This is a genomic window from Leifsonia sp. NCR5 (genome assembly GCF_002105485.1).
In the GTDB taxonomy this organism is placed as follows: Bacteria; Actinomycetota; Actinomycetes; order Actinomycetales; family Microbacteriaceae; genus Leifsonia.
On sequence record NZ_NCSR01000002.1, the window covers coordinates 197,191 to 221,580 of the forward strand.

At 68.5% G+C, this 24,390-nt stretch carries 24 protein-coding genes; 10 read left to right on the top strand and 14 right to left on the bottom strand.

Going from position 1 to position 24,390, the window contains the following annotated elements; all coding sequences use genetic code 11:
• Positions 1–6: 6 nt before the first annotated feature.
• The gene (locus tag B7438_RS02940) at positions 7–2,127 is read right to left on the bottom strand and encodes a cytosine permease (RefSeq protein WP_085367893.1); all 2,121 of its coding nucleotides are present in this window, start codon (positions 2,125–2,127) and stop codon (positions 7–9) included.
• A 58-nt stretch (positions 2,128–2,185) separates the two neighbouring features.
• On the opposite strand from B7438_RS02940, the gene B7438_RS02945 reads away from it, so the two are divergent.
• Both B7438_RS02945 and B7438_RS02950 read left to right on the top strand, forming a co-directional pair.
• Entirely contained in the window at positions 2,186–2,995 is an 810-nt protein-coding gene (locus B7438_RS02945) for a thymidylate synthase (RefSeq protein ID WP_085367895.1), read from the top strand.
• Positions 2,992–3,474, top strand: a complete 483-nt coding sequence (locus tag B7438_RS02950) for a dihydrofolate reductase (RefSeq protein WP_085367897.1) — start codon at positions 2,992–2,994, stop codon at positions 3,472–3,474. The genes B7438_RS02945 and B7438_RS02950 overlap by 4 nt, the downstream gene beginning before the upstream one ends.
• Here the strand turns inward: B7438_RS02950 and B7438_RS02955 are convergent.
• The gene (locus tag B7438_RS02955) at positions 3,467–4,069 is read right to left on the bottom strand and encodes a DUF1345 domain-containing protein (RefSeq protein WP_085367898.1); all 603 of its coding nucleotides are present in this window, start codon (positions 4,067–4,069) and stop codon (positions 3,467–3,469) included. The two genes, B7438_RS02950 and B7438_RS02955, sit on opposite strands and share 8 nt — an antisense overlap.
• 107 nt (positions 4,070–4,176) lie before the next feature.
• Between B7438_RS02955 and B7438_RS02960 the strand changes: the two genes are divergently transcribed.
• Together B7438_RS02960 and B7438_RS02965 are read left to right on the top strand one after the other, a co-directional pair.
• Positions 4,177–5,481 (top strand): aminotransferase class I/II-fold pyridoxal phosphate-dependent enzyme, encoded by a 1,305-nt coding sequence (locus tag B7438_RS02960; protein ID WP_085367900.1) that lies wholly within the window; start codon positions 4,177–4,179, stop codon positions 5,479–5,481.
• Positions 5,478–5,984, top strand: a complete 507-nt coding sequence (locus B7438_RS02965) for an N-acetyltransferase (protein ID WP_085367901.1) — start codon at positions 5,478–5,480, stop codon at positions 5,982–5,984. Before B7438_RS02960 ends, B7438_RS02965 begins: the two co-directional genes overlap by 4 nt.
• A gap of 10 nt (positions 5,985–5,994) precedes the next feature.
• Here B7438_RS02965 and B7438_RS02970 read toward each other — a convergent pair whose 3' ends face one another.
• From B7438_RS02970 to trpD, 6 genes are all read right to left on the bottom strand, one after another.
• Complete coding sequence (locus B7438_RS02970; protein WP_085367903.1) at positions 5,995–7,515, bottom strand: leucyl aminopeptidase; 1,521 nt, start codon at positions 7,513–7,515, stop codon at positions 5,995–5,997.
• 3 nt (positions 7,516–7,518) lie between these two features.
• Entirely contained in the window at positions 7,519–9,231 is a 1,713-nt protein-coding gene (locus B7438_RS02975) for an MFS transporter (protein ID WP_085367905.1), read from the bottom strand.
• A 100-nt stretch (positions 9,232–9,331) separates the two neighbouring features.
• A complete protein-coding gene (dhaM, locus tag B7438_RS02980) occupies positions 9,332–10,081 on the bottom strand; it encodes a dihydroxyacetone kinase phosphoryl donor subunit DhaM (protein WP_085367907.1) in 750 nt (249 codons plus the stop codon).
• Entirely contained in the window at positions 10,074–10,712 is a 639-nt protein-coding gene (dhaL, locus tag B7438_RS02985; RefSeq protein ID WP_085367909.1) for a dihydroxyacetone kinase subunit DhaL, read from the bottom strand. The genes dhaM and dhaL overlap by 8 nt, the downstream gene beginning before the upstream one ends.
• A 26-nt stretch (positions 10,713–10,738) precedes the next feature.
• A complete protein-coding gene (gene dhaK / locus B7438_RS02990) occupies positions 10,739–11,740 on the bottom strand; it encodes a dihydroxyacetone kinase subunit DhaK (protein ID WP_085367911.1) in 1,002 nt (333 codons plus the stop codon).
• Positions 11,741–11,760: 20 nt separating this feature from the next.
• Complete coding sequence (trpD, locus tag B7438_RS02995) at positions 11,761–12,810, bottom strand: anthranilate phosphoribosyltransferase (RefSeq protein ID WP_085367914.1); 1,050 nt, start codon at positions 12,808–12,810, stop codon at positions 11,761–11,763.
• A 132-nt stretch (positions 12,811–12,942) separates the two neighbouring features.
• Between trpD and B7438_RS03000 the strand changes: the two genes are divergently transcribed.
• From B7438_RS03000 to B7438_RS03020, 5 genes are all read left to right on the top strand, one after another.
• Positions 12,943–13,581: a heme-copper oxidase subunit III gene (locus B7438_RS03000; RefSeq protein ID WP_179150703.1), complete on the top strand. Its 639-nt coding sequence runs from the start codon at positions 12,943–12,945 to the stop codon at positions 13,579–13,581.
• 25 nt (positions 13,582–13,606) lie between these two features.
• Positions 13,607–14,428, top strand: coding sequence for a cytochrome c (locus tag B7438_RS03005; RefSeq protein WP_085367918.1), 822 nt, complete (start codon positions 13,607–13,609; stop codon positions 14,426–14,428).
• A 39-nt stretch (positions 14,429–14,467) separates the two neighbouring features.
• Complete coding sequence (locus B7438_RS03010; protein WP_085367920.1) at positions 14,468–15,541, top strand: ubiquinol-cytochrome c reductase iron-sulfur subunit; 1,074 nt, start codon at positions 14,468–14,470, stop codon at positions 15,539–15,541.
• Positions 15,538–17,157 carry a ubiquinol-cytochrome c reductase cytochrome b subunit gene (locus B7438_RS03015; protein WP_085367922.1) on the top strand — a complete coding sequence of 540 codons (1,620 nt, stop codon included), beginning with the start codon at positions 15,538–15,540 and terminating at the stop codon, positions 17,155–17,157. Before B7438_RS03010 ends, B7438_RS03015 begins: the two co-directional genes overlap by 4 nt.
• 82 nt (positions 17,158–17,239) lie before the next feature.
• The gene (locus B7438_RS03020; protein WP_085367925.1) at positions 17,240–18,061 is read left to right on the top strand and encodes a methyltransferase domain-containing protein; all 822 of its coding nucleotides are present in this window, start codon (positions 17,240–17,242) and stop codon (positions 18,059–18,061) included.
• Between the two features lie 16 nt (positions 18,062–18,077).
• Here the strand turns inward: B7438_RS03020 and B7438_RS03025 are convergent, their stop codons facing one another.
• The 6 genes from B7438_RS03025 to B7438_RS03050 form a co-directional block, all read right to left on the bottom strand.
• Positions 18,078–18,551, bottom strand: a complete 474-nt coding sequence (locus tag B7438_RS03025; protein WP_085367926.1) for a DUF6194 family protein — start codon at positions 18,549–18,551, stop codon at positions 18,078–18,080.
• Positions 18,552–18,642: 91 nt separating this feature from the next.
• Positions 18,643–19,065 (bottom strand): cytochrome c oxidase subunit 4, encoded by a 423-nt coding sequence (locus B7438_RS03030; RefSeq protein ID WP_085367928.1) that lies wholly within the window; start codon positions 19,063–19,065, stop codon positions 18,643–18,645.
• A 3-nt stretch (positions 19,066–19,068) separates the two neighbouring features.
• A complete protein-coding gene (gene ctaD, locus B7438_RS03035) occupies positions 19,069–20,820 on the bottom strand; it encodes a cytochrome c oxidase subunit I (protein WP_085367930.1) in 1,752 nt (583 codons plus the stop codon).
• An 11-nt stretch (positions 20,821–20,831) separates the two neighbouring features.
• The gene (coxB, locus tag B7438_RS03040) at positions 20,832–21,719 is read right to left on the bottom strand and encodes a cytochrome c oxidase subunit II (RefSeq protein ID WP_085367932.1); all 888 of its coding nucleotides are present in this window, start codon (positions 21,717–21,719) and stop codon (positions 20,832–20,834) included.
• A gap of 143 nt (positions 21,720–21,862) precedes the next feature.
• On the bottom strand, positions 21,863–22,219 hold the full coding sequence (gene erpA, locus B7438_RS03045; RefSeq protein ID WP_085367934.1) for an iron-sulfur cluster insertion protein ErpA: 357 nt from the start codon (positions 22,217–22,219) through the stop codon (positions 21,863–21,865).
• Positions 22,220–22,322: 103 nt separating this feature from the next.
• A complete protein-coding gene (locus B7438_RS03050; RefSeq protein ID WP_085367936.1) occupies positions 22,323–23,750 on the bottom strand; it encodes a dipeptidase in 1,428 nt (475 codons plus the stop codon).
• A gap of 41 nt (positions 23,751–23,791) precedes the next feature.
• Between B7438_RS03050 and B7438_RS03055 the strand changes: the two genes are divergently transcribed.
• Positions 23,792–24,388 carry a DUF3043 domain-containing protein gene (locus tag B7438_RS03055; RefSeq protein ID WP_085367938.1) on the top strand — a complete coding sequence of 199 codons (597 nt, stop codon included), beginning with the start codon at positions 23,792–23,794 and terminating at the stop codon, positions 24,386–24,388.
• Positions 24,389–24,390 lie beyond the last annotated feature (2 nt).

The following is a 24,390-nucleotide window of genomic DNA, read 5'->3' on the forward strand; positions in this document are numbered from 1 at the left end:
TAGAGCCTACTTGCCGAGGGACAGCGCCGCGGTGTCGATGGAGTCCTCCTGCCGGCGGAGCGCAGGCACACCGGCGACGATCGGGGTCAGCAGGCCGATGCCGAGTGCGACCACGACACCGATGTCCGTCATGCCGAGGTCGCTGCCCGGTGCCACGCCGAACAGCCGGAACAGGTAACCCTCCCAGCGCAGCCACGGCAGGTCGGACGAGATCAGGCCGAGGCCGACCACGGTGGCTGCGGCGAGCATCCCGAGGTTGGTCCAGCGCCAGTCCGGGTACGCTCCGCCGGCGTGCAACAGGGACGGCTGGTGGAAGCGCCGGGTGCGCAGCATCATCTCCGCGACGAACAGCCCCGCCCACGCGGCGACAGGGACGGCGAGCGTCGTCGGCAGGCTCCGGACGACGCTGGACAGGTCGCTCACGGTCGCGGCGAGCACGAACCCGGCGAGCGCGATGGCGCCGCCGACGGCGACCGTGCTCCATCTCCTGCCCAGGCGAGCGCCCAGCGCCTCCAGGGTGAACCCGCCGGAGTAGATGTTCAGCACGAGCCCCGAGATCAGGCCGAGGCCGACGGCGAGCAGCAGCGGCACGGGATACCAGCCCGGGAGGCCGAGCCGGGAGAACGCGCTCACCGGGTTGCTCGCGAAGTCCTCGGCGAGCGCCCTGTTCGACGCGGCGAGCAGGCCGCCGTACGAGATGAGGACGAACGGCGGGAGGGCGGCCCCGAAGGTGGCCCAGAGCATCCCCGTCGCACCCGACGAGGTCGGCCGCTGGTAGCGGGCGACGTCGGCGCTGCTGTTCGCCCAGGCGAGCCCGAGGTAGCTGAAGACGAGCACGGCGCCGGTGATGGCCCTCAGCCAGATCGCGTCGGGCGCGGCGAGCGCGGTCGGCAGGTCGACGAAGCGCCAGGTGACGGCCACCATCACGACGATGAGTACACCGGATGCGATGGTCAGCACCAGCTGCACGCGCGCGACGAGCGCGTAGCCGAAGTATGCGACCGCGAGCGCCGCGCCGATCGTCACCACGATGCCCGCCGTCGTCGGCAGCACGGGGTCGGCCGCCCAGCCCTCCGCGGTGAACAGCGTGCCGGCAGACGCTCCGGCCAGCCACAGCAGCACGGCGCCCCAGAACAGCCTGGTGAGCAGCGCGAGGGCTGCCGGCACCACGTTCCCGCGCAGGCCGAACGTCGCCCGGGACACCACCATCGTCGGCTGCCCGCTCCACTTCCCGGCGAGCGTGCCGAGTCCGAGCGGCAAGAACGACAGCGCCACCCCGACCAGCGTGGCGACCAGCATCTGCCGCAGACTGAGACCCAGGGTGAAGAGGGTCGCACCGACGCCGACGCTGATCAGCGACGACGTCGCCGCGAACCACAGCCAGAAGAGCCGGGATGCGCGCCCCACCCGCCGCTCCACCGGCGTCGGCCGCAGGTCGGCGTCCTCCACCTCGAACGGAGGGGCGGGCACGGGTTCGTCGCCGAACAGGATGCGCTCCCCGGTCGCCACCCGCGCGCTCGCCACCGGAGCCGCGAGCGATCCGGTTGGCAGGCGCACGTCGTCGGCGTCGTCCACCAGGTCGTCGTCGACGGCGTCGCCGACCGGGCCTGCGACGCCGAGGTCGTGGGCGGCGATGGCGCCGGTGCCGACGAGCGGGAGCGGCACGGAGTCCAGGCTCAGCGCATCCGGATGCTCGACAGGCAGCGGGGCGAGCGGCACGACGGGCACGGGCTCCGAGTCCCGCGGCGCGAGTTCGAGAGGCACGAGATCGAGCGGCTCCGGCCTCCGCTGCTCGGCGGGCGGAACCCGCGCGGACGGTGCGATCCACGCGCTGAAGGTCGGCTGGGCGCCGGGCTCGACACGCGGAGTGGGGAGGTCGTCGAAGCTGATGAGCTGGGTGGGGAGGCCGTCGGTGTCCGACAGCTCTTCGGCGTCGGTGCCGATGTCGGCTTCGGCATTCGGCGGGTATTGGATCGGGATCGCGGCGGTCGCGCGGGCCACCAGCACGCTCTCCAGGTGCTCGATCGCCGCGAGCGTGTCGTGGGCAGCCAGGTCGTGGCCGACGAGCTCCTTCACCTCGTCGTCGGTGAGGGAGCCGGGGTCCGGTTCGACCTCGTCGCCTTCCATGACGAAAGCCTAGCGATGTGACAGGTCCACACGCCGGTTCGGGGCTACGATCTACTCGATGAGCGAGACGATCGAGACACCGTACGAAGACCTGCTGCGCGACGTGCTCGCGAACGGCGCCCAGAAGTCCGATCGCACGGGCACGGGAACGCGCAGCGTGTTCGGCCGCCAGCTGCGATTCGACCTCGCGGACGGCTTCCCGCTGATCACCACCAAGCGGGTGCACTTCAAGTCGATCGCCTACGAACTGCTCTGGTTCCTCCGCGGCGACAGCAACGTGGGCTGGCTGCGCGAGAACGGCGTCACCATCTGGGACGAGTGGGCAGACGAGCAGGGCGAGCTCGGACCGGTCTACGGCGTGCAGTGGCGATCCTGGCCGGCCCCCGACGGCAGCCACATCGACCAGATCAGCCAGGTGATCGACACCCTCCGCAGCGACCCGGACTCCCGCCGCATCATCGTGTCCGCCTGGAACGTCGCGGACATCCCGCAGATGGCGCTCGCGCCCTGTCACGCCTTCTTCCAGTTCTACGTCGCGGACGGCAAGCTCTCCTGCCAGCTCTACCAGCGCAGCGCAGACATGTTCCTCGGCGTGCCGTTCAACATCGCCAGCTACGCGCTGCTCACGATGATGGTCGCCCAGCAGGTCGGCCTGGAGCCCGGAGAGTTCGTCTGGACGGGCGGTGACGTCCACATCTACGACAACCACGTCGCCCAAGTGGAGGAGCAGCTGTCCCGCGACCCGTACCCCGCACCGACGCTGCGGTTCGCCAGGAAGCCGGAGAGCATTTTCGACTACCGCTACGAGGACTTCGTGATCGAGGACTACCAGCACCACCCGGCCATCCGGGCGCTGGTCGCCGTATGACGGTCGCGCTCATCTGGGCCGAGGCGCACGACCGCGTGATCGGCTCCGGCGGCGCCATGCCCTGGCACCTGCCGGAAGACCTGAAGCACTTCCGCGCCCTCACCGGCGACGACACCGTCGTGATGGGCAGGCGCACCTGGGAGTCGCTGCCGGAACGGTTCCGTCCGCTCCCCGGCCGCACGAACATCGTGGTCACCCGTCAGGCCGACTGGTCGTCGCCCGGCGCCGTCGTCGCGCACAGCATCGACGAGGCGCTGGCCGCCTCCCCCAATGCGACCACCTGGGTGATCGGCGGCTCCGAGCTGTTCGCGCTCACCGCGCAGACCGCAGACCGCATCGAGGTCACCGAGATCGACATCGCCGTCGACGGGGACACCTGGGCGCCGGAACTCGATCCGACCGGCTGGACCGTCGAGCGGGAGGACTGGCTGACAGCGGCGAACGGGATGCGCTACCGCTTCGTCCACTGGATCAGGTGAGCCCGGCCACCAGATTCACGGTCGTCGCCAGGATCACGGAGCCGAACAGGTACGACAGCAGCGTGTGCCGCAGGATGGCACGCCGGATGTGCGGGTTGCCGATGTTGGTGTCGCTCACCTGGAACGTCATCCCGAGGGTGAACGAGAGATAGGCGAAGTCGCTGTACCGGGGCGGCGCCTCCTGGTTGAAGTCGATGCCGCCGACCGGGTTGTGGTAATACATCCGGGCGTACCGGAGCGTGTAGATGGTGTGCACGAGCGTCCAGGACAGCCCGACGGAGGCGATCGCGAGGAGCGCGAGCCAGGCCTGCGGGGCGCCGTGCACCTGCCGGGCGGCCACCAGCACGAAGACGATGGCGACGACGCCGGCCAGGCTGGCGATCAGCAGCAGCAGGTCGGAGGTCCTGGTGCCCGGATCCTCCCTGGTCGCGTGGCTGCGCGTCTTGTCCGCGTCCATCCGCCAGACGATGGCCCACACCCAGACGATGTAGACCACGCAGGCGGCTGCCCATCCGGTGATCGCCGCGAACGGCCATGCTCCGAGCACCCCGGTGATCATCGCCACGATGAAACCGACCAGGAACGCCGCGCTCATCCGCAGCCTCGAACGGCCGCGCGTCTTCACATCTTCCGCCACACCTGTGATGTTCGCACACGCTCGCCGCGGGAGGCCCACGCCACTGCGGGCGCGGCTACGATCGGATGGTGACTTCCGCGCCATCTGCCCTCGCTGCCCTGTCCCCCGACGCGCTCCGCGCCGCTCACGCCGAATTCGCCGCGGCGTACGACGAACTGCGCAGCGCCGGTCTGAAGCTCGACCTCACGCGCGGCAAGCCGTCCGCCGAGCAGCTCGACCTCTCGAACGACCTGCTGCACCTGCCGGACGGCGCGTACCGGGATGCGGCGGGCACCGACCTCCGCAACTACGGAGGAGCGGCGGGGCTGCCCGAGCTGCGCGCCATCTTCTCGGACGCGATGCAGGTTCCCGTGCCGCAGCTCCTCGCGCTCGGGAACGCCAGCCTCACGGTCATGCACGACGTCATCGTCCAGGCGCTGCTGCACGGCGTGCCGGGCGGCGAGCGTCCGTGGGGCGCCCAGCCGATCAGCTTCCTCGCCCCCGTGCCCGGCTACGACAGGCACTTCACGATCTGCGAGCGCTACGGCATCCGCCTCATCCCCGTCCCGCTGAACGACGACGGCCCCGACGTGGATGCGGTGGCCGCCCTGCTCGCCACCGACGACAGCATCAAGGGAATGTGGTGCGTCCCCGTCTACTCGAACCCGAGCGGGGCGGTGTACTCGGAGGAGGTCGTCCGCGCCCTCGTCTCGCTGCCCGCGGCGGCCGACTTCCGCCTGTTCTGGGACAACGCGTACGCCGTGCACCACCTCACCGACGAGCGCCCGGCGCCGATCGACGTGCTCGCCCTGGCCGCAGAGGCCGGCAACCCCGACCGCCCTCTGGTGTTCGCCTCCACGTCCAAGGTCACCTTCCCCGGCGCGGGCGTCGCGTTCGCCGGCGGCTCGCCCGCCAACGTCGAGTGGATGCTGCACAACCTGTCGGCGCAGAGCATCGGCCCGGACAAGATCAACCAGCTGCGTCACGTCCAGCTGCTCCGCGACGCCGACGGGCTGGCCGAGCAGATGGAGAAGCACCGCGCCATCCTCGAACCGAAGTTCCAAGCCGTGTCCCGTGCGTTCGAGCGTCGTCTGGCGCCGTACGGCGGCGGCACCTGGACGGCGCCGAAGGGCGGATACTTCGTCAGCCTCGACGTGCTCGACGGCTGCGCGAAGCGCGCGGTGCAGCTCGCCGCGGAGGCCGGCATCGCTGTCACCCCCGCCGGTGCGACCTTCCCGTACGGCGACGACCCGCGCGACACGAACATCCGGATCGCGCCGACGTTCCCTCCGCTCGCGGAGCTGGAGACGGCGCTGGACGGGCTCTGCACGGCCATCCTGCTCGCCGAGGCCGAGCTGCTGCTGGCGAACGGCGACGCCGGGCAGGCATGACCGTCTGGACGGTGCGCGCGAGCGTCGAGGACGATTGGCGCGCATACCGCGCCCTCCGGCTGGAGATGCTCGAAGACACACCCATCGCGTTCCTCGAGACGCTCGACCACGCCCGCGCGCATCCGGACGAGCACTGGCGCAACCGGGCGGCGAACCCCACGACGACGAGCCGCCTGTTCGCCGCCGTCGCCGACGACGGCCGCTGGCTCGGCACGATGGGCGGCTTCCACGCCACCGGCGCTCCCGCCCCGCACCTGGTGGGCGTCTACATCACGCCGGAGTTCCGCGGCCGCGCCCACGGCATGGCCGACGCCCTTCTGGATGCGGTGATCGCCTGGGCGCGCCCGCGCGGCTCGCGCCTGCTCCTGCAGGTGCACGAGGCCAACACCCCGGCCCAGCGCTTCTACGCCCGCCGCGGCTTCGCGCTCACCGGCAGCACCGTCCCGTATCCGCTCGACCCCAGCACCCGAGAACTCGAGATGTCCCTCCCCCTCCTCCCCTGATCGCCGGGGGTCAGCGGACCGGACGGAAGCCGAGCGCGAGGTCGGTCAGGAGGCGGGCGCCGAAGCCCGTTGCACCCTTGGAGCGCCAGGAGTCGTCCGTCTCGGAGTTCATCGTGCCCGCGATGTCGAGGTGGGCCCACGGCACGCCGTCGACGAACTCGTTGAGGAACAGCGCGGCCGTCGTCGCCCCCGCGAACGGGCCGCCCAGGTTGGCGATGTCCGCGATGTCGGAGTCGAGCGCCTTGCGGTACTTCTTCTCCAGCGGCAGCTGCCACACCCTCTCGTCCGTTGCCGTGGCTGCGGCGGTGGCCTGGTCGACGAACGCCTGGTCGTTTCCGAACAGCGCGGCGCGGATCGGGCCGAGCGCCATCAGCGCCGCCCCGGTGAGCGTCGCGATGTCCACGATCGCATCCGGCTTCTCCTCGGCCGCGAGCGCCAGTCCGTCGCACATCGCGAGCCTGCCCTCTGCATCCGTGTTCTTCACCTCGATCGTGGTGCCGTTGCGGGCGGTGAGCACGTCGCCGAGCTTGTACGCGCTGCCGGAGGGCATGTTGTCCGTGCACATCAGGAACGCGGTCACGCTCGTGGTGCAGCCCAGGTCGCGGAGGGACGTGAAGGCGCCGAAGATCGCCGCAGCCCCTCCCATGTCCATCTTCATCAGCAGGTGCATCGGATCGGACGGCTTGAGGCTGATGCCGCCCGAGTCGTACATGATGCCCTTGCCGACCATCGCCAGGTGCCCGGTCGGCTCGCCGTTCGGGGTGTACCGGAGCTTGATCATGCGCGGCTCCTCCGCGCTCCCCGCGTTCACCCCGAGCAGGCCACCCGTTCCGAGCTCGATCAGCTGCTGCTTGTCGAACACCTCCACCTCGATGCCGAATCGCTCGGCCAGGGAGAGCGCCAGGTCGCCGAAGTCGGTGGCGGTGAGGTGGCCGGGAGGCGTGTTCGCCAGGTCGCGGGCGACGTTCGCTCCCCGGGCGCTCACGACGCCGCCCGGGATGCCCGCCGTCACCCCAGACGCGTCCACGCCGTCGGCGAGCAGTTCCACCGCCGTGAGCTCTGTCACCTTGGGCTCGCGCTTCAGCTCGCTGAACCGGTAGCGAGCGAGCAGCACGCCCTCCGCCGCCACCTGTCCGACGCGCTCGGCGGGCACGGAGCCGACGTCGGTCAGCCGCAGCCCGACGCGCGCGGACGACGACGCCGCGCGGGCGAAGGCGGCGGCCGCGTCGCGCAGCGCGTCCGCGTCGAGCCCGGAGGCGTCCCCGGTGCCGATCGCGTAGAGCAGCGGCGCCGAGCCGGTCGGCACCAGCAGCGTCTGCCCGGCCTTCCCGTCGAAGCCGGCGCGGGAGAGGGCGTCCCTGCCGAGGCCGATGGACGCATCCACGTCTCCGTCGGAGCCGACCGTGACGCCGACCGCATCCAGGTCGGAGGAGAACGAGGAGACGGCGTCGAAGTCGACGACGCGCTCGGGGACGATCGACGGCACGGGGGTGAACGAGCCGGGGATGAGTTTGTACGCGCTGGAAGTCATGGTTCAGTCCTTCGAGGTTGCGAGGGTGGTGACGGTTTCGCCCTGCTCGGCGACGGGGTCGTCCGGGGACTGGATGTCTTCCGGATCGGACGGTTCGAGCTGCTCGGGCAGGTCGCCGGGGCGACGTCCCGGCATCCTGCCCGCCGGGATGATCGCGAGGAGGGCGATACCGGCGAGACCGAGCAGCGAGATGTTGAGCGCCCGGAGGCGCGCGTCGGCGTTCACGGCGACGGCCTCGTCGACCTGCGCGGGTGTCGCGTCCGTGTTCGTCGCCAGGAAGTCCTTCAGGTGATCGTTGGTGACGAAGTTGGCGTCGTCGAGGTTCACCTGCGAGACCAGCGCAGGCGGCAGGGTCGGGTGGTCGGCGAGGCTCGACGAGAGCAGGCCGCCCAGGATCCCGACCGCGAATACGCTCGCCACCGCGATCCCCACACTGCCGGAGAGGTTGTGCACGAGCCCTCGCCAGGCTCCGACATCCCCGGCGAGCTTCTTCGGGGCAGCGGAGAGCAGCGTGTTGAAGACGAGGGCGACGATCGAGCCTTGGCCGATACCGAGCACGATCAGCCCGACCACCACCACGAACTGCTCCCACTCGTTCCGCACGCTGAACGCGAGGATCACGAGCCCGGCCGCGACCACGATGAAGCCGAACCGGGCGAGCACCCGCGGCGTGAAGCGCTTGTAGAGGGTCGCCACGAACGTGCTGGCCACGAAGATCGACAGCGTATACGGGATGACGGCGATCGAGGTCTCGAAGCTGCTTCTGCCCTGAACCACCTGGATGTACAGCGGGATGAGGAAGTTGGCGGCCGTTCCGACGAAGAGCATCGTCCCCATGCAGATCGTCACGGCGCGCTCCGAACCGGTCGCGAGCACGCGCAGGTCGAAGATGCGCGGCTTCTTCTCCGTCTGTCGCTTGCGCAGCCAGACGAAGAAGAGCTGGCCGCCGATGAGGCCGAGCAGGATCAGCACGGGCGCCGGAGACAGCCCGAGGATGGTGAACGGCGCTCCGTCCGTCGCGAGCACGACGCCCCACGGCTCGAGGCCGCTGAAGCCGAAGCTCAGCAGGATGATCGTCACGGCGGCGATCAGCGCTCCGGTCCAGTCGATCGCGAGGTCGCGCTGCGGCGGAACGACCTTGAAGCGGAAGCTGAGCAGGAAGTTGATCACGCCGAGCGCCACGATCAGCCAGAACGACCAGCGCCAGCCGATGGTGGAGGCGAACGTGCCGGCGATCAGGAGGGCGAGAACACCGGCGGCGGGGATGGCGGCGGCGAGGAGTCCGATGGCGGTCGCCTGCTGCTCGCGCTTGTAGTTGGTGGCGATGAACACCGTGAGCGCCGGGGCCACGAGCGCGATCACGGCGCCGGAGACCGCCTGCGCGATGAATAGCATGGCCGGAGTGACGCTCAGCGCGACCACCGCCATCGCGACCGCGTGGATGACGACCGCGATCTGGAACACGCGCCGCGTGCCGAACCGCGCGCCCACTTTCGCACCGAGCAGGATGAAAGCCGCCATCGCGAAGGTGCCGGCGGTGATCGCCGTGCCCACCGACGTCGCGGCCATGTGCAGGTCGGTGGTGATCCCGTGCATCGAGACGGTGAGGGTGTTGACGGCGAACGACGCCTGGATCTGCGTCAACACGACCACGATGAGCGGAAGCCACGACGTCTTGGCTGCCGTCGTCGGGACTGTGGTAGCGGGTGAGCTCATCGCTCCGCCCTCCTCTGCTGTTCGGTTGTCTCCCTGGTGGGAACTGGCTTCATTCTGGCCGCGAGGAGGGCGGTCTGTCATTACATGTATTTATCCGGTATCAGGCCTCCCCGAAACCGGTCTCGATGAGGGCCGCCAGCGCATCCACTGCGGGCACGCCGTCGTCGTCGGAGGACGCGATCTCCGCCGTCGTTCCCGCCGTGAGACCGAGCGACATGATGCCGAGCAGGCTCTTCGCATCCTTGCCGTTGACGGTGACGGACGCGCCGAAGGTGTTCGCGAGTTTCACGAACTCGGCGGCGGGCCTCGCGTGCAGTCCGTCCTTGTTGCGCAGGACGACCTCGCGCACGTAGCGGCCACCCGGCTCGGCAGATGCGGCAGCGACGGATGCGGGTGCGCCGGATGCAGGCGCGGCACCGGATGCTGGCGCAGCACCGGATGCGGACGACGCCGCCTCCGCCCACGCCGACCGCGCGTCCTCCGCCGCCGCGACGACGGCGGCCAGGTCGGCGCCGCTCTCCGCGGCCACGGCCGCGGCGACACCGCCCTCCACGAACGGCACGTCCACAACGGCCACCTGCGCGCGCTGCTCGTCGGTGAGCAGGTCGAGCACCGTCTCCGCCGTCAGCAGAGCGGAGCCGAGGTCGCTGATGACCACGACCCCCGCCCCGGCCTCGGCATCGCCGACCGCTGCACTGACCTTCGCGAAGCTCGTCCCGATCCCGCCGTCGTCCGTCCCGCCGGCAGCGACGAACCGCACGGACGGCGCCATCTGCCCGGCCAGGGCGACGACCCCCTCCGCCAGTTGCACGCTGTGCGAGACGAACACGATCCCGACGCGCTCAGTCATCGGCTGCCGCCTCCGCCGCAGCACGCAGCAGGAGCGCGGTCGACTGCGCACCGGGGTCCCTGTGCCCGGCCGACCGCTCCCCGAGGTAGCTCGCGCGCCCCTTGCGGGCGACGAGCGGCTCGGTCGCGACGGCTCCGGCCTCTGCGGCGTCCGCCGCCTCGCGCAGGACGTCGGCGGCAGACGCCCCGGCCTCCTGCGCCGACCGGGCAGCATCGACCGCCGGCGTCCAGGCGTCGATCATGGTCTTGTCGCCGACCTCGGCCTTTCCGCGCGACACGATGCCGTCGCGGGCGGCGGCGAGCACGGCGACGAGCGTCGCAGCGTCGATCTCCGTCGCGTCGCCGATCGGGTCGCCCGCCTTCAGGAACGCCGTGCCGTAGAGCGGGCCGGATGCGCCGCCGACGGTGGAGATGAGGGTCATGGCGATCGACCGGAACGCCGCGTTCGGCGTCGCGTCCTCCGGCAGCTTCCCGAGCGCATCCACCACGGCGTGCATGCCGCGATCCATGTTCTCGCCGTGGTCGCCGTCGCCGATCTCGCGGTCGAGCGTGTTCAGCTCGTGCTTGTGCTCGGCGATGACCGCCGCAGCGGCCGTCATCCAGGCCTTCACCCAGCTCGTGTCGAGCGCCATGAGCGCCTCCTCTCCTCGTCGATTCTCTAGAGTCCCCAGCGGAGTGCGGCGGTGTGCACCGGCGCATCCCAGAGGGCGGTCAGTTCGTCGTCCAGCTTCAGCACCGAGATGGATGCGCCCTGCATCTCCAACGAGGTGACCAGGCTGCCGACGAGGGAACGGCCGAGCGTGATGCCGCGTTCGTCCAGGATCTGTGCAGCGCGCCGGAACACGATGTACAGCTCGGACAGCGGGGTGCCGCCCATCCCGTTGACGAACAGCAGCACGGAGTCGCCGGAGGAGAACGGCAGATCGTCGAGGATCGCCGCCATCATCCTGTCCACCAGGGCGTCGGCCGGCTGCACCTTCACGCGCTCGCGGCCCGGCTCGCCGTGGATGCCGACACCGAACTCGATCTCGTCGTCCGCGAGGTCGAAGCCCGGCTCTCCGGCGTGCGGCACCGTACCGGCGGAGAGCGCGAGTCCGATCGACCGGACGTTGGCGTTCACCCGCTCGGCGATGGCGGTGACCCCGGCGAGGTCGTCTCCTCGCTCGGCGGCGGCTCCGGCGATCTTCTCGACGAGCACGGTTCCCGCCACACCGCGGCGGCCCGCCGTGTACAGGGAGTCCTGCACGGCGACGTCGTCGTTGGTGACCACCGAGGTGACCGTGATGCCCTCTGCGGCGACCAGGTCGGCCGCCGTCTCGAAGTTCAGCACGTCCCCTGTGTAGTTCTTGACGATGTGCAGCACCCCGGCCCCGCCGTCGGCCGCCTTGGTGGCCTCGACGATCGGCATGGGCGTCGGGGACGTGAAGACCTCGCCGGGGACGGCGGCGTCCAGCATCCCCTTGCCGACGAATCCGGCGTGGAGGGGTTCGTGACCGCTTCCGCCGCCGCTGACCAGGCCGACCTTGCCCTGCACAGGACCGTCGGCCCTGGACACGAAACGCGGGTCGTGGGACACCTTCACGATGTCCGAGTGAGCTCGGGCGAATCCGTCGAGGGATTCGTCCACGACGTCGGGTACGCCGTTGATGAGCTTCTTCATCGAAACCCTTTCCACTGCTGTCAGTGCGTCGCCGCTATCCATTCCTCGAGCTTCGCGGCCGCAGCCCCGGAGTCGATCGCTTCGGCGGCGATCGCCATTTGCGAACGGAACCGATCCAGGATGGCTTCCTGAACCCTCGACGGGTCGGACGCGAGCTCGTATGCCACGAGCCCTGCCGCCGCGTTGAGCAACACGATGTCGCGCACGGGGCCTGTCTCGCCCGCCAGCACGGCACGTACGACGCCGGCGTTGTACGCGGCGTCCTTTCCGAGCAGATCGCTCATCTTCGCGCGCGGGATGCCCAGATCGCGCGGATCGATGTCGTGCTCAGTGACGAGGCCCCTGGAGACCTCCCAGACATGGCTGTGGCCGGTGGTCGACAGCTCGTCGAGGCCGTCGTCCCCGCGGAAGACCAGCGCCGTCGCCCCTCTGGTCTGGAAGACGCCGACGAAGAGGGGAACGCGGTCGAGCGTCGCGACGCCGACGGCGGACGCCTCCGGCCTGGCCGGGTTGCAGAGCGGGCCGAGGTAGTTGAAGACGGTGGGGACGCCGAGCTGAGCGCGCACGGGCGCCGCATTGGCGAATCCGGGGTGGAAGGCGCTCGCGAAGGCGAAGGTGATCCCTGCGCGTTCGAGCACCTCGGCGACCTTCTCCGCGGGAAGCGTGAGGTCGATCCCGAGCGCCGCGAGCACGTCGGACGACCCGGAGGACGAGCTGGCCGCCCTGTTCCCGTGCTTGATCACCGGCACCCCGGCCGCGGCGGCGACGATGGATGCGGTGGTCGACACGTTCACGGTGCCGAATCTGTCGCCTCCCGTACCGACGATGTCAAGAGCCATCGGGTCGACGGGGAGGGCGACCGCGTGGTCGAGGATCGCATCCCGGAACCCGACGATCTCGTCGACGGTCTCGCCTTTCGCACGCAGCGCGATGAGGAATCCGGCGACCTGGGCCTCCGTCGCCTCGCCGGTCATGACCTGGTCCATCGCCCACGCCGCGTCCGCCACACTGAGGTCTTCTCCGGCGAGAAGCGTGGTGAGCACGGACGACCAGGACTGCATTTCCGACATGTACCGATCCTACTGAGCGGGCGACCAGGTGCGACAACCCGCGTGGAACCGGCGAATTTAGGGCGTCCTAACCAAATTTAACCCCCATTCCGGCCTGTCGGATGAGAAAACCACGGCTTCTTTTCAGCCATAATGGTTACCGTGACGAGCACCTCAATATCTCCTACGGCGAGTGCGCCTACGATCAACCGGCCCAATGTCGTGGCCGTCGGCACCATTGTCTGGCTGGGCAGTGAGGTCATGTTCTTCGCGGGCTTGTTCGCGATCTACTTCACCCTCAAGTCGACGTCTCCCGACCTGTGGGCGGCCGAGACGGCGCACCTCAACATCCCGTACTCGCTGACGAACACGATCATCCTGGTCGCCAGTTCGTTCACCTGCCAGTTCGGCGTGTTCGCGGCCGAGCGCCTGCAGCCCCGTGCCACCGGCTGGAGCCCGGTCAAGTGGGGCATGGTCGAGTGGTTCACGCTCTCATACGCGCTCGGCGCGATCTTCGTCTCCGGGCAGATCCTCGAGTACGCGACGCTCGTCTCCGAGGGCATCTCCCTCAGCTCCAACGCATACGGGTCGGCGTTCTACCTGACCACCGGCTTCCACGGCCTCCACGTCACGGGCGGCCTCATCGCGTTCCTCCTCGTCATCGGCCGCGCGTTCGCGGTCAAGACCTTCGGCCACAAGGAGGCGACGAGCGCCATCGTCGTCTCGTACTACTGGCACTTCGTCGACGTCGTGTGGATCGGACTGTTCGCGGTCATCTACATCATCAGATAGAACAACAGGAGCTGACCCCACCACCATGCGTCCGAATATCCGTACCAAGACGAAGACAGTCCGCAAGGGCGGCCGTCGTCATCCCCTCGCCACCGTCGCGCTGATCGCCGTCGGCCTCGGCCTCACCGGAGGCGCGTACGCGGCGTTCAACACGACCACCGCCTCCGCAGAGACCCAGCAGGTCCAGGCAGCGTCCCAGGACACGGTCGACCAGGGCAAGAAGCTCTTCCAGTCGAACTGCGCCACCTGCCACGGCCTCGACGCCCAGGGAACGGTCAACGCGCCGAGCCTCATCGGCGTCGGTGCCGCCTCCGTCGACTTCCAGGTCGGCACCGGCCGCATGCCGATGCAGATGCAGGGCCCGCAGGCCCCGGAGAAGCCGGTCCAGTTCACCGACGAGCAGGTCAAGCAGCTCGCGGCGTACGTCGCCTCCCTCGCTCCCGGCCCGTCCATCCCGGAGCAGAAGTACCTCGACGGCAAGGGCGACGCCGCGAACGGCGCCGAGCTCTTCCGCATCAACTGCGCGATGTGCCACAACGTGGCCGGCGCCGGTGGTGCACTCACGGAGGGCAAGTACGCTCCCCCGCTCACCGGCGTGAGCGCCCAGCACATCTACGAGGCCATGGTCACCGGTCCGCAGAACATGCCCGTGTTCAACGACCTCAACATCACGCCCCAGGGCAAGGCCGACATCATCACGTACCTCAAGTACATCCAGAACAACCCGTCGCCCGGCGGCTTCGAGCTCGGTTCGCTCGGCCCGGTCGCGGAGGGTCTCTTCCTCTGGATCTTCGGACTCGGCGCCATCGTCGCGCTGACCGTCTGGATCACGGCGAAGTCGAACTAGCCGGTACTCGGGACATGTCACAGCGTAAGAAGGAGAACAATGGCACACGACGATAACAGCGGTCACGAGCTGACCTCTGCCAGTTCGTCAGCCGTCGACGTGCACAGGACGGGCGACCCGGGAACGGCGCTGATCATCCGCGACGAGCTGGAGAACCCCGGCTTCCCGCCGCACCGGCCACGCGTCACCGACCTCGACCCGAAGAAGGAGCGTCGGGCAGAGCGGACCGTCTACACGCTGTTCTACCTGTCGATCGTCGGAAGCGTCTGGGCCGTCGCGGCATACATGGCCTTCCCGATCAACGACAACGACCCGGGTTCCGTCCGTCTGAACAACCTGTTCATCGGTGTCGGGATCGCGCTCGCCCTCCTCGCCATCGGTATCGGCGCCGTGCACTGGGGCAAGGCCCTCATGCACGAGAAGGAGGGCGTCGACCTCCGTCACCCGGTCCGTGGATCGGAGACCACCACCGAGCGCGCGGCCGAGATCTTCCGCCAGGCAGACGAGGAGTCCGGCTTCAGCCGTCGCGTCCTCGTCCGCAACAGCCTGATCGGCGCCCTCATCGCCTTCCCGCTCCCCGCCGTCGTGCTCTTCCGCGGACTCGCTCCGATGAACGAAGACCCGGTGGAGCTGCTCTCGCAGACGATGTGGGCCAAGGGCACGCGCCTCACCCGCGACCCGTCCGGCACGCCCATCAAGGCGTCCGACGTCACGCTCGGCAGCGCCTTCCACGTCATCCCCGAGGGGCTGAACGAGAAGGAGAACCGTCTCGAGGAGAAGGCAAAGGCCGCTGTCCTCCTCATGCGCCTCAAGCCCGAAGACCTCCACGTCTCCAAGGGCCGCGAGGACTGGAACTACGACGGAATCGTCGCGTACTCCAAGATCTGCACGCACGTCGGGTGCCCCGTCGCACTCTACGAGCAGCAGACCCACCACCTTCTGTGCCCGTGCCACCAGTCGCAGTTCGACATCACGCACGAGGCCGAGGTGATCTTCGGCCCGGCCAAGCGTCCGCTGCCGCAGCTGCCGATCACCGTGGACGCCGATGGCTATCTGGTCGCTCGCAGCGACTTCACCGAGCCTGTCGGCCCGAGCTTCTGGGAGCGTCATTGAGCACCACGACCGCCGCACCTGCCGCGGCACAAGCACCGGCCAAGAAGGGCGGGTTCACGGCAGCAGCCGCGAACTACCTGGAAGACCGCACCAGCATCTCGGGCGCCGTCAAGGAGTTCGGTCGCAAGATCTTCCCCGACCACTGGTCCTTCCTCCTCGGTGAGGTCGCCCTCTACTCGTTCATCGTCATCCTGCTCTCCGGAACGTTCCTGACGTTCTTCTTCCAGGCGTCGATGGCCGAGGTCGTCTACCACGGCTCGTACGTCCCGCTGAAGGGCGTCGAGATGTCGGCCGCGATGTCGAGCACGCTCAACATCTCGTTCGAGATCCGCGGTGGACTGCTCATGCGCCAGATCCACCACTGGGCTGCTCTGCTCTTCGTCGCCGCCATCGGCCTGCACATGCTCCGCATCTTCTTCACGGGTGCGTTCCGCAAGCCGCGCGAGCTCAACTGGGTGATCGGCTTCGTGCTCTTCATCCTCGCGATGGCAGAGGGCTTCACCGGATATTCGCTCCCCGACGACCTGCTCTCGGGCAACGGCCTCCGCATCATCGACGGTCTGATCAAGGGTCTCCCCGTGGTCGGCACCTGGATCTCATTCCTCCTCTTCGGCGGCGAGTTCCCCGGTACGGCGATCGTCGGACGTCTGTACACGCTGCACATCCTGCTGCTGCCTGCGCTGGTGCTCGCGTTCATCGCGCTGCACCTGATGTTCGTGGTCATCCACAAGCACACCCAGTACGCGGCTCCCGGCCGCACGCAGGGCAACGTGGTCGGCTACCCGGTCCTCCCGGTCTACGCGGCCAAGGCCGGCGGATTCTTCTTCATCGTGTTCGGTGTCGTCGCCCTCATGGCGTCGTTCTTCACCATCAACCCGATCTGGAACTACGGCCCGTACGACCCGTCACCGGTCTCCGCGGGAACGCAGCCCGACTGGTACATCGGCTTCGCCGACGGCGCTCTGCGCCTGGTGCCACCGGGCTGGGAATTCGTCTGGCTGGACCGCACCTGGTCGTTCAACATCATCGTGCCCGTCGCGATCCTGGGTCTGTTCATCGTGACCGTCCTGATCTACCCCTTCATCGAGGCGTGGATCACGGGCGACAAGCGTGAGCACCACATCCTGGACCGTCCGCGCAACGCAGCCACCCGCACCGCCATCGGCGCGGCCGGTGTCACGTTCTACGCGGTCTTCTGGGCCGCGGCCAGCTCGGACATCATCGCGACGCACTTCAAGCTCACGATGGAGGGCGTCATCCACGCCCTGCAGGCCCTGCTCATCCTCGGCCCGATCATCGCCTACTTCGTCACGAAGCGCGTCTGCCTCGCGCTGCAGAAGAAGGACCGCTCGATCGCGCTGCACGGCTACGAGTCCGGCCGCATCGTCAAGCTCCCCGGTGGCGAGTTCATCGAGGTGCACGAGCAGCTCGACGAGTACGAGCTGTGGCGCCTGGTCAGCTTCGAGAGCTACGAGCCGCTGATGATCCGCCCGAACAGCAAGGGCAAGATCACCGTCGGCAACCGGATGCGCGCAAGCATGTCCCGCTGGTTCTTCGAGGACAGGATCGTCCCGCCCACCAAGGGCGAGCTCGAGTCCGGCCACGGACACCACTGAGCCGCACCAGCTCCACCGACGTGAAAGCGCCGGCCGCGATCTTCGCGCCGGCGCTTTCGCGCATCCAGACGAGAGGCCGAGAATGAGCACGACCGACGGCGATCCGCTGTCCCGGCTGGCGGGCTGGCTGCGCTGTACGGTCTGCGCGGAGCCGCTGGAGCCCGCTGGACGCCTCAGGCTCGCCTGCGTGCGTGCTCATAGCTTCGACGTGAACAAACGCGGCTACGTGACGCTCCTGCCCGCGGGATCCAAGGTGCAGGGCGACAGTGCCGCCATGCTCGACGCCCGGGATGCGGTGCTCGAGAACGACACGTACGCCCTGGTCGCCGCGGCCGTGTCAGGCGCATCGGCCGGCCCCCGCATCCTCGACGCCGGAGCGGGCACCGGTTACTACCTCCGGGCGGCGCTGGCCGAGCATCCGGAGGCGCGCGGTCTCGCGATGGATCTCTCCCCCGCCGCCGTCGCTCGCGCCGCCCGCAGCTCCGACCGGATCGACGGACTGGTCGCCGACACCTGGCAGCCGCTCCCGGTGCGCACCGGCGCGGCCGACACGGTGCTCGACGTGTTCGCCCCGCGCAACCTGCCCGAGTTCCACCGGGTGCTCCGGCCGGGCGGCACGCTCGTCGTCGTGGTGCCCCGGGCCGATCACCTGGCCGAGCTGCGCGCCACCGGCGCCATGCTCGACGTTCCCGCCGACAAGGCGGACGACCTGATCGCGTCCGCGGAGCCCCTGTTCGCCCTCCAGACGCGCGAACACGTGGCCCAGGCCCTGACACTCGACGACGCTCTGCGCGCGGCGCTGGTCGGCATGGGACCCTCCGCACACCACGGGAGCGCTTCCCCCGTCGAGGACGTGGAGACGGCGACCCTCTCCGTCGACGTCCTCCGCTTCACGCGACGCTAGCCGCCGCTAGCTGCCGCTAGCTGCCGCTTGCCCGGCGGCGCTCGACGCGCTGCCGGTCGGCGTCGTGCGCATCCCGGAGTGCGGCGATGGTGCGCGCCGTCGTGCGTTCCCCCGGGTTCACCACCGCGACCCAGCCGTATGCGCCGTACAGCGGATGCGGCAGGAACACGTCGGTCTCGCCGTAGTCGACCGTCTCGGCGTCGATGTCCTCCGGCGCGGAACCAACGAGCTCGGTGAACAGGCGCGGCCCCGTATGGATGTTCAGCCTCCACCGGTCAGGATCGGACAGCCGGGAGGCGGTGTCGTCCGGGTAGTCCTTCGTGACGATGGTGGCGTACGGCTGCCTGTTCTGCGGCACCGCGCCATCCGGGGCGTAGTAGAAGAAGTGGTCGCCCCAGGACAGCTCCGGATGCTCGCTCCCCGGCTGCGGTGCCAGTTCCAGCACTCCGGGCAGGCTCCGGAGTTCGGCGAGGATCAGCTCCATGCTCATGCTCCCAGTCTCGCGCGTCCCCCGGGAACGCGAAAGCGCCGCACCCCGAACGGGATGCGGCGCTCCGTGCATGCTGGCGCGTGCCGATGACTCAGCGCGCGAAGTATCCGCGGTAGTACTCGTAGGTCCACCCGACGATGCAGATGAGCGCGAACGCGACACCGATGAAGCAGATCCAGAAGCCGACCGCGAGGCCGAGCATCACGAGACCGGCGCCGAAGGCGAGGGCCACCGGCCACCAGCTCCACGGGCTGAAGTGCCCGAGCTCCGGGTCGCCGTCGTCGATGTTGGCGTCGAGGCGGTCCTCCGGGAGCTCACCGCCCTGCGAGGCGTGCGAACGGCCGACGTAGAAGGCGATGAAGGCGGCCAGGATCGCGCTCAGCAGCAGCGCGACGGTGCCGACCCACTCGACCTTCATGTGCATCGGGTCGAGCAGGCTCCACACCGTGTACACGATGGCGGAGAGCAGGAAGAAGATCGACAGAATCCAGAAGAGGATCGCGTTGGCTCTCATGGGTTACTTCACCTCGTTGTTCGCGATGTCGAGCACGGGGGCGTCAGGAGCGTCCTTCGCACCGCCGACACCGATCGGGATGCCGGCCTCCGGGTGGTTCAGGTCGAACGCGGGAGACTCCGAACGGATGCGCGGGATCGACGTGAAGTTGTGGCGCGGCGGCGGGCAGCTGGTGGCCCACTCGAGCGAGCGGCCGTAGCCCCACGGGTCGTTGACCGTGACCTTGGGAGCGTTGCGCGCCGTGAGGTACACGTTCACGAAGAACGGGATCATCGAGACGGCCAGGATCCCGGCGCCGATCGACGACAGCTGGTTCATCCAGGTGAAGCCGTCGGACGGCAGGTAGGTGGCGTACCGACGCGGCATGCCGACGACACCCAGCCAGTGCTGCACGAGGAACGTGGTGTGGAAGCCGATGAACAGCAGCCAGAAGTGCCACTTGCCGAGGCGGTCGTTGAGCATCTTGCCCGTCCACTTCGGCCACCAGAAGTAGAAGCCGGCGAACATCGCGAACACGACGGTGCCGAAGACCACGTAGTGGAAGTGGGCGACGACGAAGTACGTGTCGGACACGTGGAAGTCGAGCGGCGGGGAGGCCAGGATGACGCCCGTCAGACCACCGAACGTGAAGGTGATCAGGAAGCCGATCGACCAGAGCATCGGAGACTCGAACGTGAGCGAGCCGCGCCACATGGTGCCGATCCAGTTGAAGATCTTCACACCGGTCGGGACGGCGATGAGCATCGTCATCAGCGAGAACCAGGGCAGCAGGACCGAGCCGGTCACGTACATGTGGTGCGCCCAGACGGTGACGGACAGGGCCGCGATGGCGATCGTCGCGTAGATGAGGGTCTTGTATCCGAAGATCGGCTTGCGGCTGAACACCGGGAAGATCTCGGACACGATGCCGAAGAACGGCAGCGCGATGATGTAGACCTCCGGGTGCCCGAAGAACCAGAACAGGTGCTGCCAGAGCAGGGCTCCGCCGTTGGCCGCGTCGTAGATGTGCGCGTCGAAGACACGGTCGGCCGCGAGGGCGAACATGGCGGCGGCGAGGACCGGGAAGGCCATCAGCACGAGGATCGAGGTGACCAGCGTGTTCCAGGTGAAGATCGGCATGCGGAACATGGTCATGCCGGGGGCGCGCATCGTGATGATGGTGGTGATGAAGTTCACCGCGCCGAGGATCGTTCCGAAACCGGACAGACCGAGGCCGACCACCCACAAATTGCCGCCGATTCCTGGCGAGAACGTTGTACTCGATAGTGGCGCGTATGCGAACCAGCCGAACGATGCAGCACCCTGCGGGGTGAGGAAGCCGGCGACCGCGATCAGCGAGCCGAAGGAGTAGAACCAGTACGCCAGCGCGTTCAGACGCGGGAACGCGACGTCAGGAGCACCGATCTGCAGCGGCATGAGCACGTTGGCGAAGCCGGCGAACAGCGGCGTCGCGAACATGAGCAGCATGATCGTGCCGTGCATGGTGAAGAGCTGGTTGTACTGCTCCTTGGTCTGTACGACCTCCAGTCCGGGCTCGAACAGCTGAGCACGGATGATGAGCGCCATCACACCGCCGATGAGGAAGTAGATGAACGACGAGATCAGGTACATGTACCCGATCGTCTTGTGGTCGGTCGACGTGATGTAGTTCACGAGGATGTTGCCCTTGCGCTCCACCTGGTTGGCGCCGAGGGCCGGATTGGCCTTCGGTGCCGGCGCCGTGGTGGCCGCTGGGGCCGGTGCTGTCGTCGTCATTCGTGGATGCCCTACTCGTTACCCTTGGGAGCGCCCGTTCCGGGCAGGTTCTGATTACGGTCGTACTCGGAGCCCAGCTGGCCCTCGAAGCCCTTGTCGCGGAGGCTCTTGATGTGGGCGTCGTACACGTCCTGCGGAACGATCTTCACGTTGAAGAGCATCGCAGAGTGGTACTCGCCGCAGAGCTCGGCGCACTTTCCGACGAAGGTGCCGGTGCGGCCGGTCGTCTCGAAGTACATGTAGTTGGTCTTGCCCGGGATGATGTCTTTCTTGTAGAGCATCGCGGGAACCCAGAACGAGTGGATCACGTCGCGCGAGTCGAGCTGGATCGTGATCTTCTTGCCCTCGGGCAGGTACAGGGTGGGGATCTCGCCCTCCTGCACGGAACCGGGGGTGGCGCTCGCGTCGTCCGGCTGCACCTGGATGCCCGGGTCGTAGACGTTGTCGCTCACGTAGTTGAAGTCCCACGCCCACTGCTTGGCGTAGACCTGGATCTTGAGGTCCGGCTTGGCGTACGGCTGCTCGATCGCGTTCTGGTCCCTCGCCGTGAAGGCGAAGAAGCCGAGGACGAGGATGAGCGGCACGATCGTGTAGAAGATCTCGATCGGCATGTTGTAGCGCATCTGGACCGGGAGACCGGTCTGACCCGTACGGCGGCGGTACACGATGACCGCCCAGACGATGAGACCCCAGACGATCACGCCCACGATGAGGAGGACGATCCAGCTCGTCACCCACAGACCGCTGATGCGCTCGGTGTGGTTGGTGACGGGCTCCTTACCCTCGACGAATCCGGGAAGGAATCCGTTCAGCTGTGCCTGCGTGCATCCCGCAAGAACGACGACGAGCGTCGCTGCGATCGGGATGGCAGCCCATCGGAGACGGCGATTGTGACGCACCGGTGACCTTTCGAGTGACTCATGGACAGTTCACACGTAACTGTATTTGGCTGTATCCACCCTACTCCGCCGCACGCGCCGATTTGAACAGAAAGGGCCGCCCCGATGGGGCGGCCCTCAACCTTTTCGTGTGTTATAGCGACTCAGTGGAACGAGTCTCCACAGGCGCACGAACCGGATGCGTTGGGGTTGTCGATCGTGAAGCCCTGCTTCTGGATGGTGTCCTCGAAGTCGATGGACGCGCCATCCAGGTACGGGACGCTCATCTTGTCGACGATGACCTCGACACCGTCGAAGTCGACGGTCGCGTCGCCGTCGAGCATGCGCTCGTCGAAGTAGAGCTGGTAGATCAGGCCGGAGCATCCACCGGGCTGGACGGCGACGCGCAGACGCAGGTCGTCGCGGCCCTCCTGCTCGAGCAGGCTCCTGACCTTGCTCGCCGCGGCATCGGACAGCCCGACGCCGTGCGCCTTCGTCTCGGTCAGCGTTGTGTCGGTCATGGGACTCCTCTTACGGGTCTTGTTCGGACTTCTGGACGAAATCTGGGACGATTCTACGTCGGAAAACCGGGAAATCGCCCCGCGCATTCCGCAATCGGCGCGACTACGCCCCCGTGCGGCCGTCGAGCCGCGCGAGGAGCAGGGCCTCGGCGAGGATCGCGCGCTTGAAGACGCCGAGGTGCAGGGACTCGTTCGGGCTGTGCGCACGGGAGTCGGGGTCTTCGACGCCGGTGACCAAGATCTGCGCCTCCGGGAACTCGCGGACCAGGTCGGCGATGAACGGGATGGACCCTCCGATGCCGGTCTCGACCGCTTCCTTGCCCCAGGCGTCCGTCATCGCCCGCTTGGCCTCCGTCGCCGCCCAGCCGTTCGTGTCGACCAAGAACGCCTCCCCGGTGTCGACGTCGTCGATGGCGACGTGCGCCCCGAACGGCGCGTTGGCGCGCAGGTGGCGCTCCAGGGCCGCGTACGCGTCCGCAGCCGGCTGGCCGGGAGCCACGCGCGCGCTGATCCGCACGGAGACGCTCGGCAGCAGGGTGTTGGATGCGTTGGCGACGCTCGGAGCGTCGATGCCGGTGACCGTGATGGTCGGCTGCGACCACATCCTGGACAGGATGGGACCGGTGCCGATCGGCGTCACACCGTCGAGCAGCGCCGCCTCCTCGCGGAACTGCTCCTCGCTGAGGGCGGGCGGCTCCGCCGCGTCCGACCTGGCGGTGAAGCCGTCGACGGCCACGGAGCCGTTGTCGTCGTGCAGGGTGGCGAGCAGCTTGACCATGGCGAGCATCGCATCCGGTGCTGCTCCCCCGTACATGCCGGAGTGCGACGCGTGCTCGAGGGTGGAGACGGTGAGCCGGAAGGTCACATTGCCGCGCAACGACACGGTGAGCGCGGGAGTGTCGACGTCGACGTTGTCCGAGTCGGCGACCACGATCACGTCTGCTTCGAGCGCCGCCTTGTTCTGCTCCAGGAAGTTCGCGAAGGAGCGGGAGCCGAACTCCTCCTCCCCCTCGATGAACACCGCGAGGCCGAGGTCGAAGTCGTTCCCGAGCGCATCCACCAGCGCCCGCACGCTCGCGACGTGCGCCATCACGCCCGCCTTGTCGTCCGCCGCCCCGCGGCCGTACATCCGGTCCCCGCGCACGGTCGGCTCGAACGGCGGCGTGTTCCAGTCCTCGTCCTTGCCCTGCGGCTGCACGTCGTGGTGGGCGTAGAGCAGCACGGTCGGGCGGCCGTTCTTCGCCGCCCGGGTGGCGAGCACGGCGGGCTGGCCGGACTCCTCGCCGTCTCCGATCGGCGCGCGCTTGATCTCGACGCTCTCGAACGCCCCCGTGTCGCGCAGCAGCGTCGCGACGGCGTCGGCGCTGGCCGCGACGTTCGCCGGGTCGAACGCCGACCAGGACACCGACGGGATGCGCACGAGCGCCGCCAGGTCGGCGACGGTCGACGGCAGGGCGGCCTCCACGCTGGAGCGCACCGCCTCCTCCGCTGCTGTGGGTTCGGTGGGCGGGGTCTGCTGTCCGTTCGTCATGACGGTAATCTTAAGCGGACCCCACTATCGAAGGCTTGACGTTGGCAAAACGAGAGAACCCGCAGGCGACCAAGGCAGAAGCCCCGGCCGTCGAGACCGCAGAAGAGACGGAAGAGCGTCTGAGGCAGGGCAAGGGCGCCCCGACCCCGACCCGCCGTGAGCAGGAGGCCGCCCGCAAGCGCCCCCTGGTGCCCGAGGACCGCAAGGAGGCCGCCCGCCAGGCCCGCGCGAAGACCGCCGAGGCCCGCGAGAAGGCGCGCGTCGGCATGGCCGCCGGCGACGACCGCTACCTCACCGCGCGCGACCGCGGCCCGCAGCGACGCTACGTGCGCGACTACGTGGATGCGCGTTTCAGCATCGGCGAATACCTCATCCCGGTCATGCTGCTCGTGATCGTGCTCTCCTTCCTTCCCGGGTACTTCCAGGTCTACGGCCTGCTCGCGCTCTGGGCGTTCTTCGCCATCGCCGTGATCGACTGCTTCGTGCTCGGCATGCTGGTGCGCAAGCGCCTGCGCGAGAAGTTCGGAGAGAGCAAGGTCGAGCGCGGCGTGCGCTGGTACGCGGCCATGCGTGCTCTGCAGCTGCGCGTCATGCGCCTGCCGAAGCCGCAGGTCAAGCGCGGCCAGTACCCCAGCTGACC

What these genes read in the sequence shown, in the direction of transcription:
- B7438_RS02940 (WP_085367893.1), bottom strand. Translation starts at nt 2,127, where the DNA reads ATGGAAGGCGACGAGGTCGAACCGGACCCCGGCTCCCTCACCGACGAC.
- B7438_RS02945 (WP_085367895.1), top strand. Translation starts at nt 2,186, where the DNA reads ATGAGCGAGACGATCGAGACACCGTACGAAGACCTGCTGCGCGACGTG.
- B7438_RS02950 (WP_085367897.1), top strand. Translation starts at nt 2,992, where the DNA reads ATGACGGTCGCGCTCATCTGGGCCGAGGCGCACGACCGCGTGATCGGC.
- B7438_RS02955 (WP_085367898.1), bottom strand. Translation starts at nt 4,069, where the DNA reads ATGAGCGCGGCGTTCCTGGTCGGTTTCATCGTGGCGATGATCACCGGG.
- B7438_RS02960 (WP_085367900.1), top strand. Translation starts at nt 4,177, where the DNA reads ATGGTGACTTCCGCGCCATCTGCCCTCGCTGCCCTGTCCCCCGACGCG.
- B7438_RS02965 (WP_085367901.1), top strand. Translation starts at nt 5,478, where the DNA reads ATGACCGTCTGGACGGTGCGCGCGAGCGTCGAGGACGATTGGCGCGCA.
- B7438_RS02970 (WP_085367903.1), bottom strand. Translation starts at nt 7,515, where the DNA reads ATGACTTCCAGCGCGTACAAACTCATCCCCGGCTCGTTCACCCCCGTG.
- B7438_RS02975 (WP_085367905.1), bottom strand. Translation starts at nt 9,231, where the DNA reads ATGAGCTCACCCGCTACCACAGTCCCGACGACGGCAGCCAAGACGTCG.
- dhaM (WP_085367907.1), bottom strand. Translation starts at nt 10,081, where the DNA reads ATGACTGAGCGCGTCGGGATCGTGTTCGTCTCGCACAGCGTGCAACTG.
- dhaL (WP_085367909.1), bottom strand. Translation starts at nt 10,712, where the DNA reads ATGGCGCTCGACACGAGCTGGGTGAAGGCCTGGATGACGGCCGCTGCG.
- dhaK (WP_085367911.1), bottom strand. Translation starts at nt 11,740, where the DNA reads ATGAAGAAGCTCATCAACGGCGTACCCGACGTCGTGGACGAATCCCTC.
- trpD (WP_085367914.1), bottom strand. Translation starts at nt 12,810, where the DNA reads ATGTCGGAAATGCAGTCCTGGTCGTCCGTGCTCACCACGCTTCTCGCC.
- B7438_RS03000 (WP_179150703.1), top strand. Translation starts at nt 12,943, where the DNA reads ATGGTTACCGTGACGAGCACCTCAATATCTCCTACGGCGAGTGCGCCT.
- B7438_RS03005 (WP_085367918.1), top strand. Translation starts at nt 13,607, where the DNA reads ATGCGTCCGAATATCCGTACCAAGACGAAGACAGTCCGCAAGGGCGGC.
- B7438_RS03010 (WP_085367920.1), top strand. Translation starts at nt 14,468, where the DNA reads ATGGCACACGACGATAACAGCGGTCACGAGCTGACCTCTGCCAGTTCG.
- B7438_RS03020 (WP_085367925.1), top strand. Translation starts at nt 17,240, where the DNA reads ATGAGCACGACCGACGGCGATCCGCTGTCCCGGCTGGCGGGCTGGCTG.
- B7438_RS03025 (WP_085367926.1), bottom strand. Translation starts at nt 18,551, where the DNA reads ATGAGCATGGAGCTGATCCTCGCCGAACTCCGGAGCCTGCCCGGAGTG.
- B7438_RS03030 (WP_085367928.1), bottom strand. Translation starts at nt 19,065, where the DNA reads ATGAGAGCCAACGCGATCCTCTTCTGGATTCTGTCGATCTTCTTCCTG.
- ctaD (WP_085367930.1), bottom strand. Translation starts at nt 20,820, where the DNA reads ATGACGACGACAGCACCGGCCCCAGCGGCCACCACGGCGCCGGCACCG.
- erpA (WP_085367934.1), bottom strand. Translation starts at nt 22,219, where the DNA reads ATGACCGACACAACGCTGACCGAGACGAAGGCGCACGGCGTCGGGCTG.
- B7438_RS03050 (WP_085367936.1), bottom strand. Translation starts at nt 23,750, where the DNA reads ATGACGAACGGACAGCAGACCCCGCCCACCGAACCCACAGCAGCGGAG.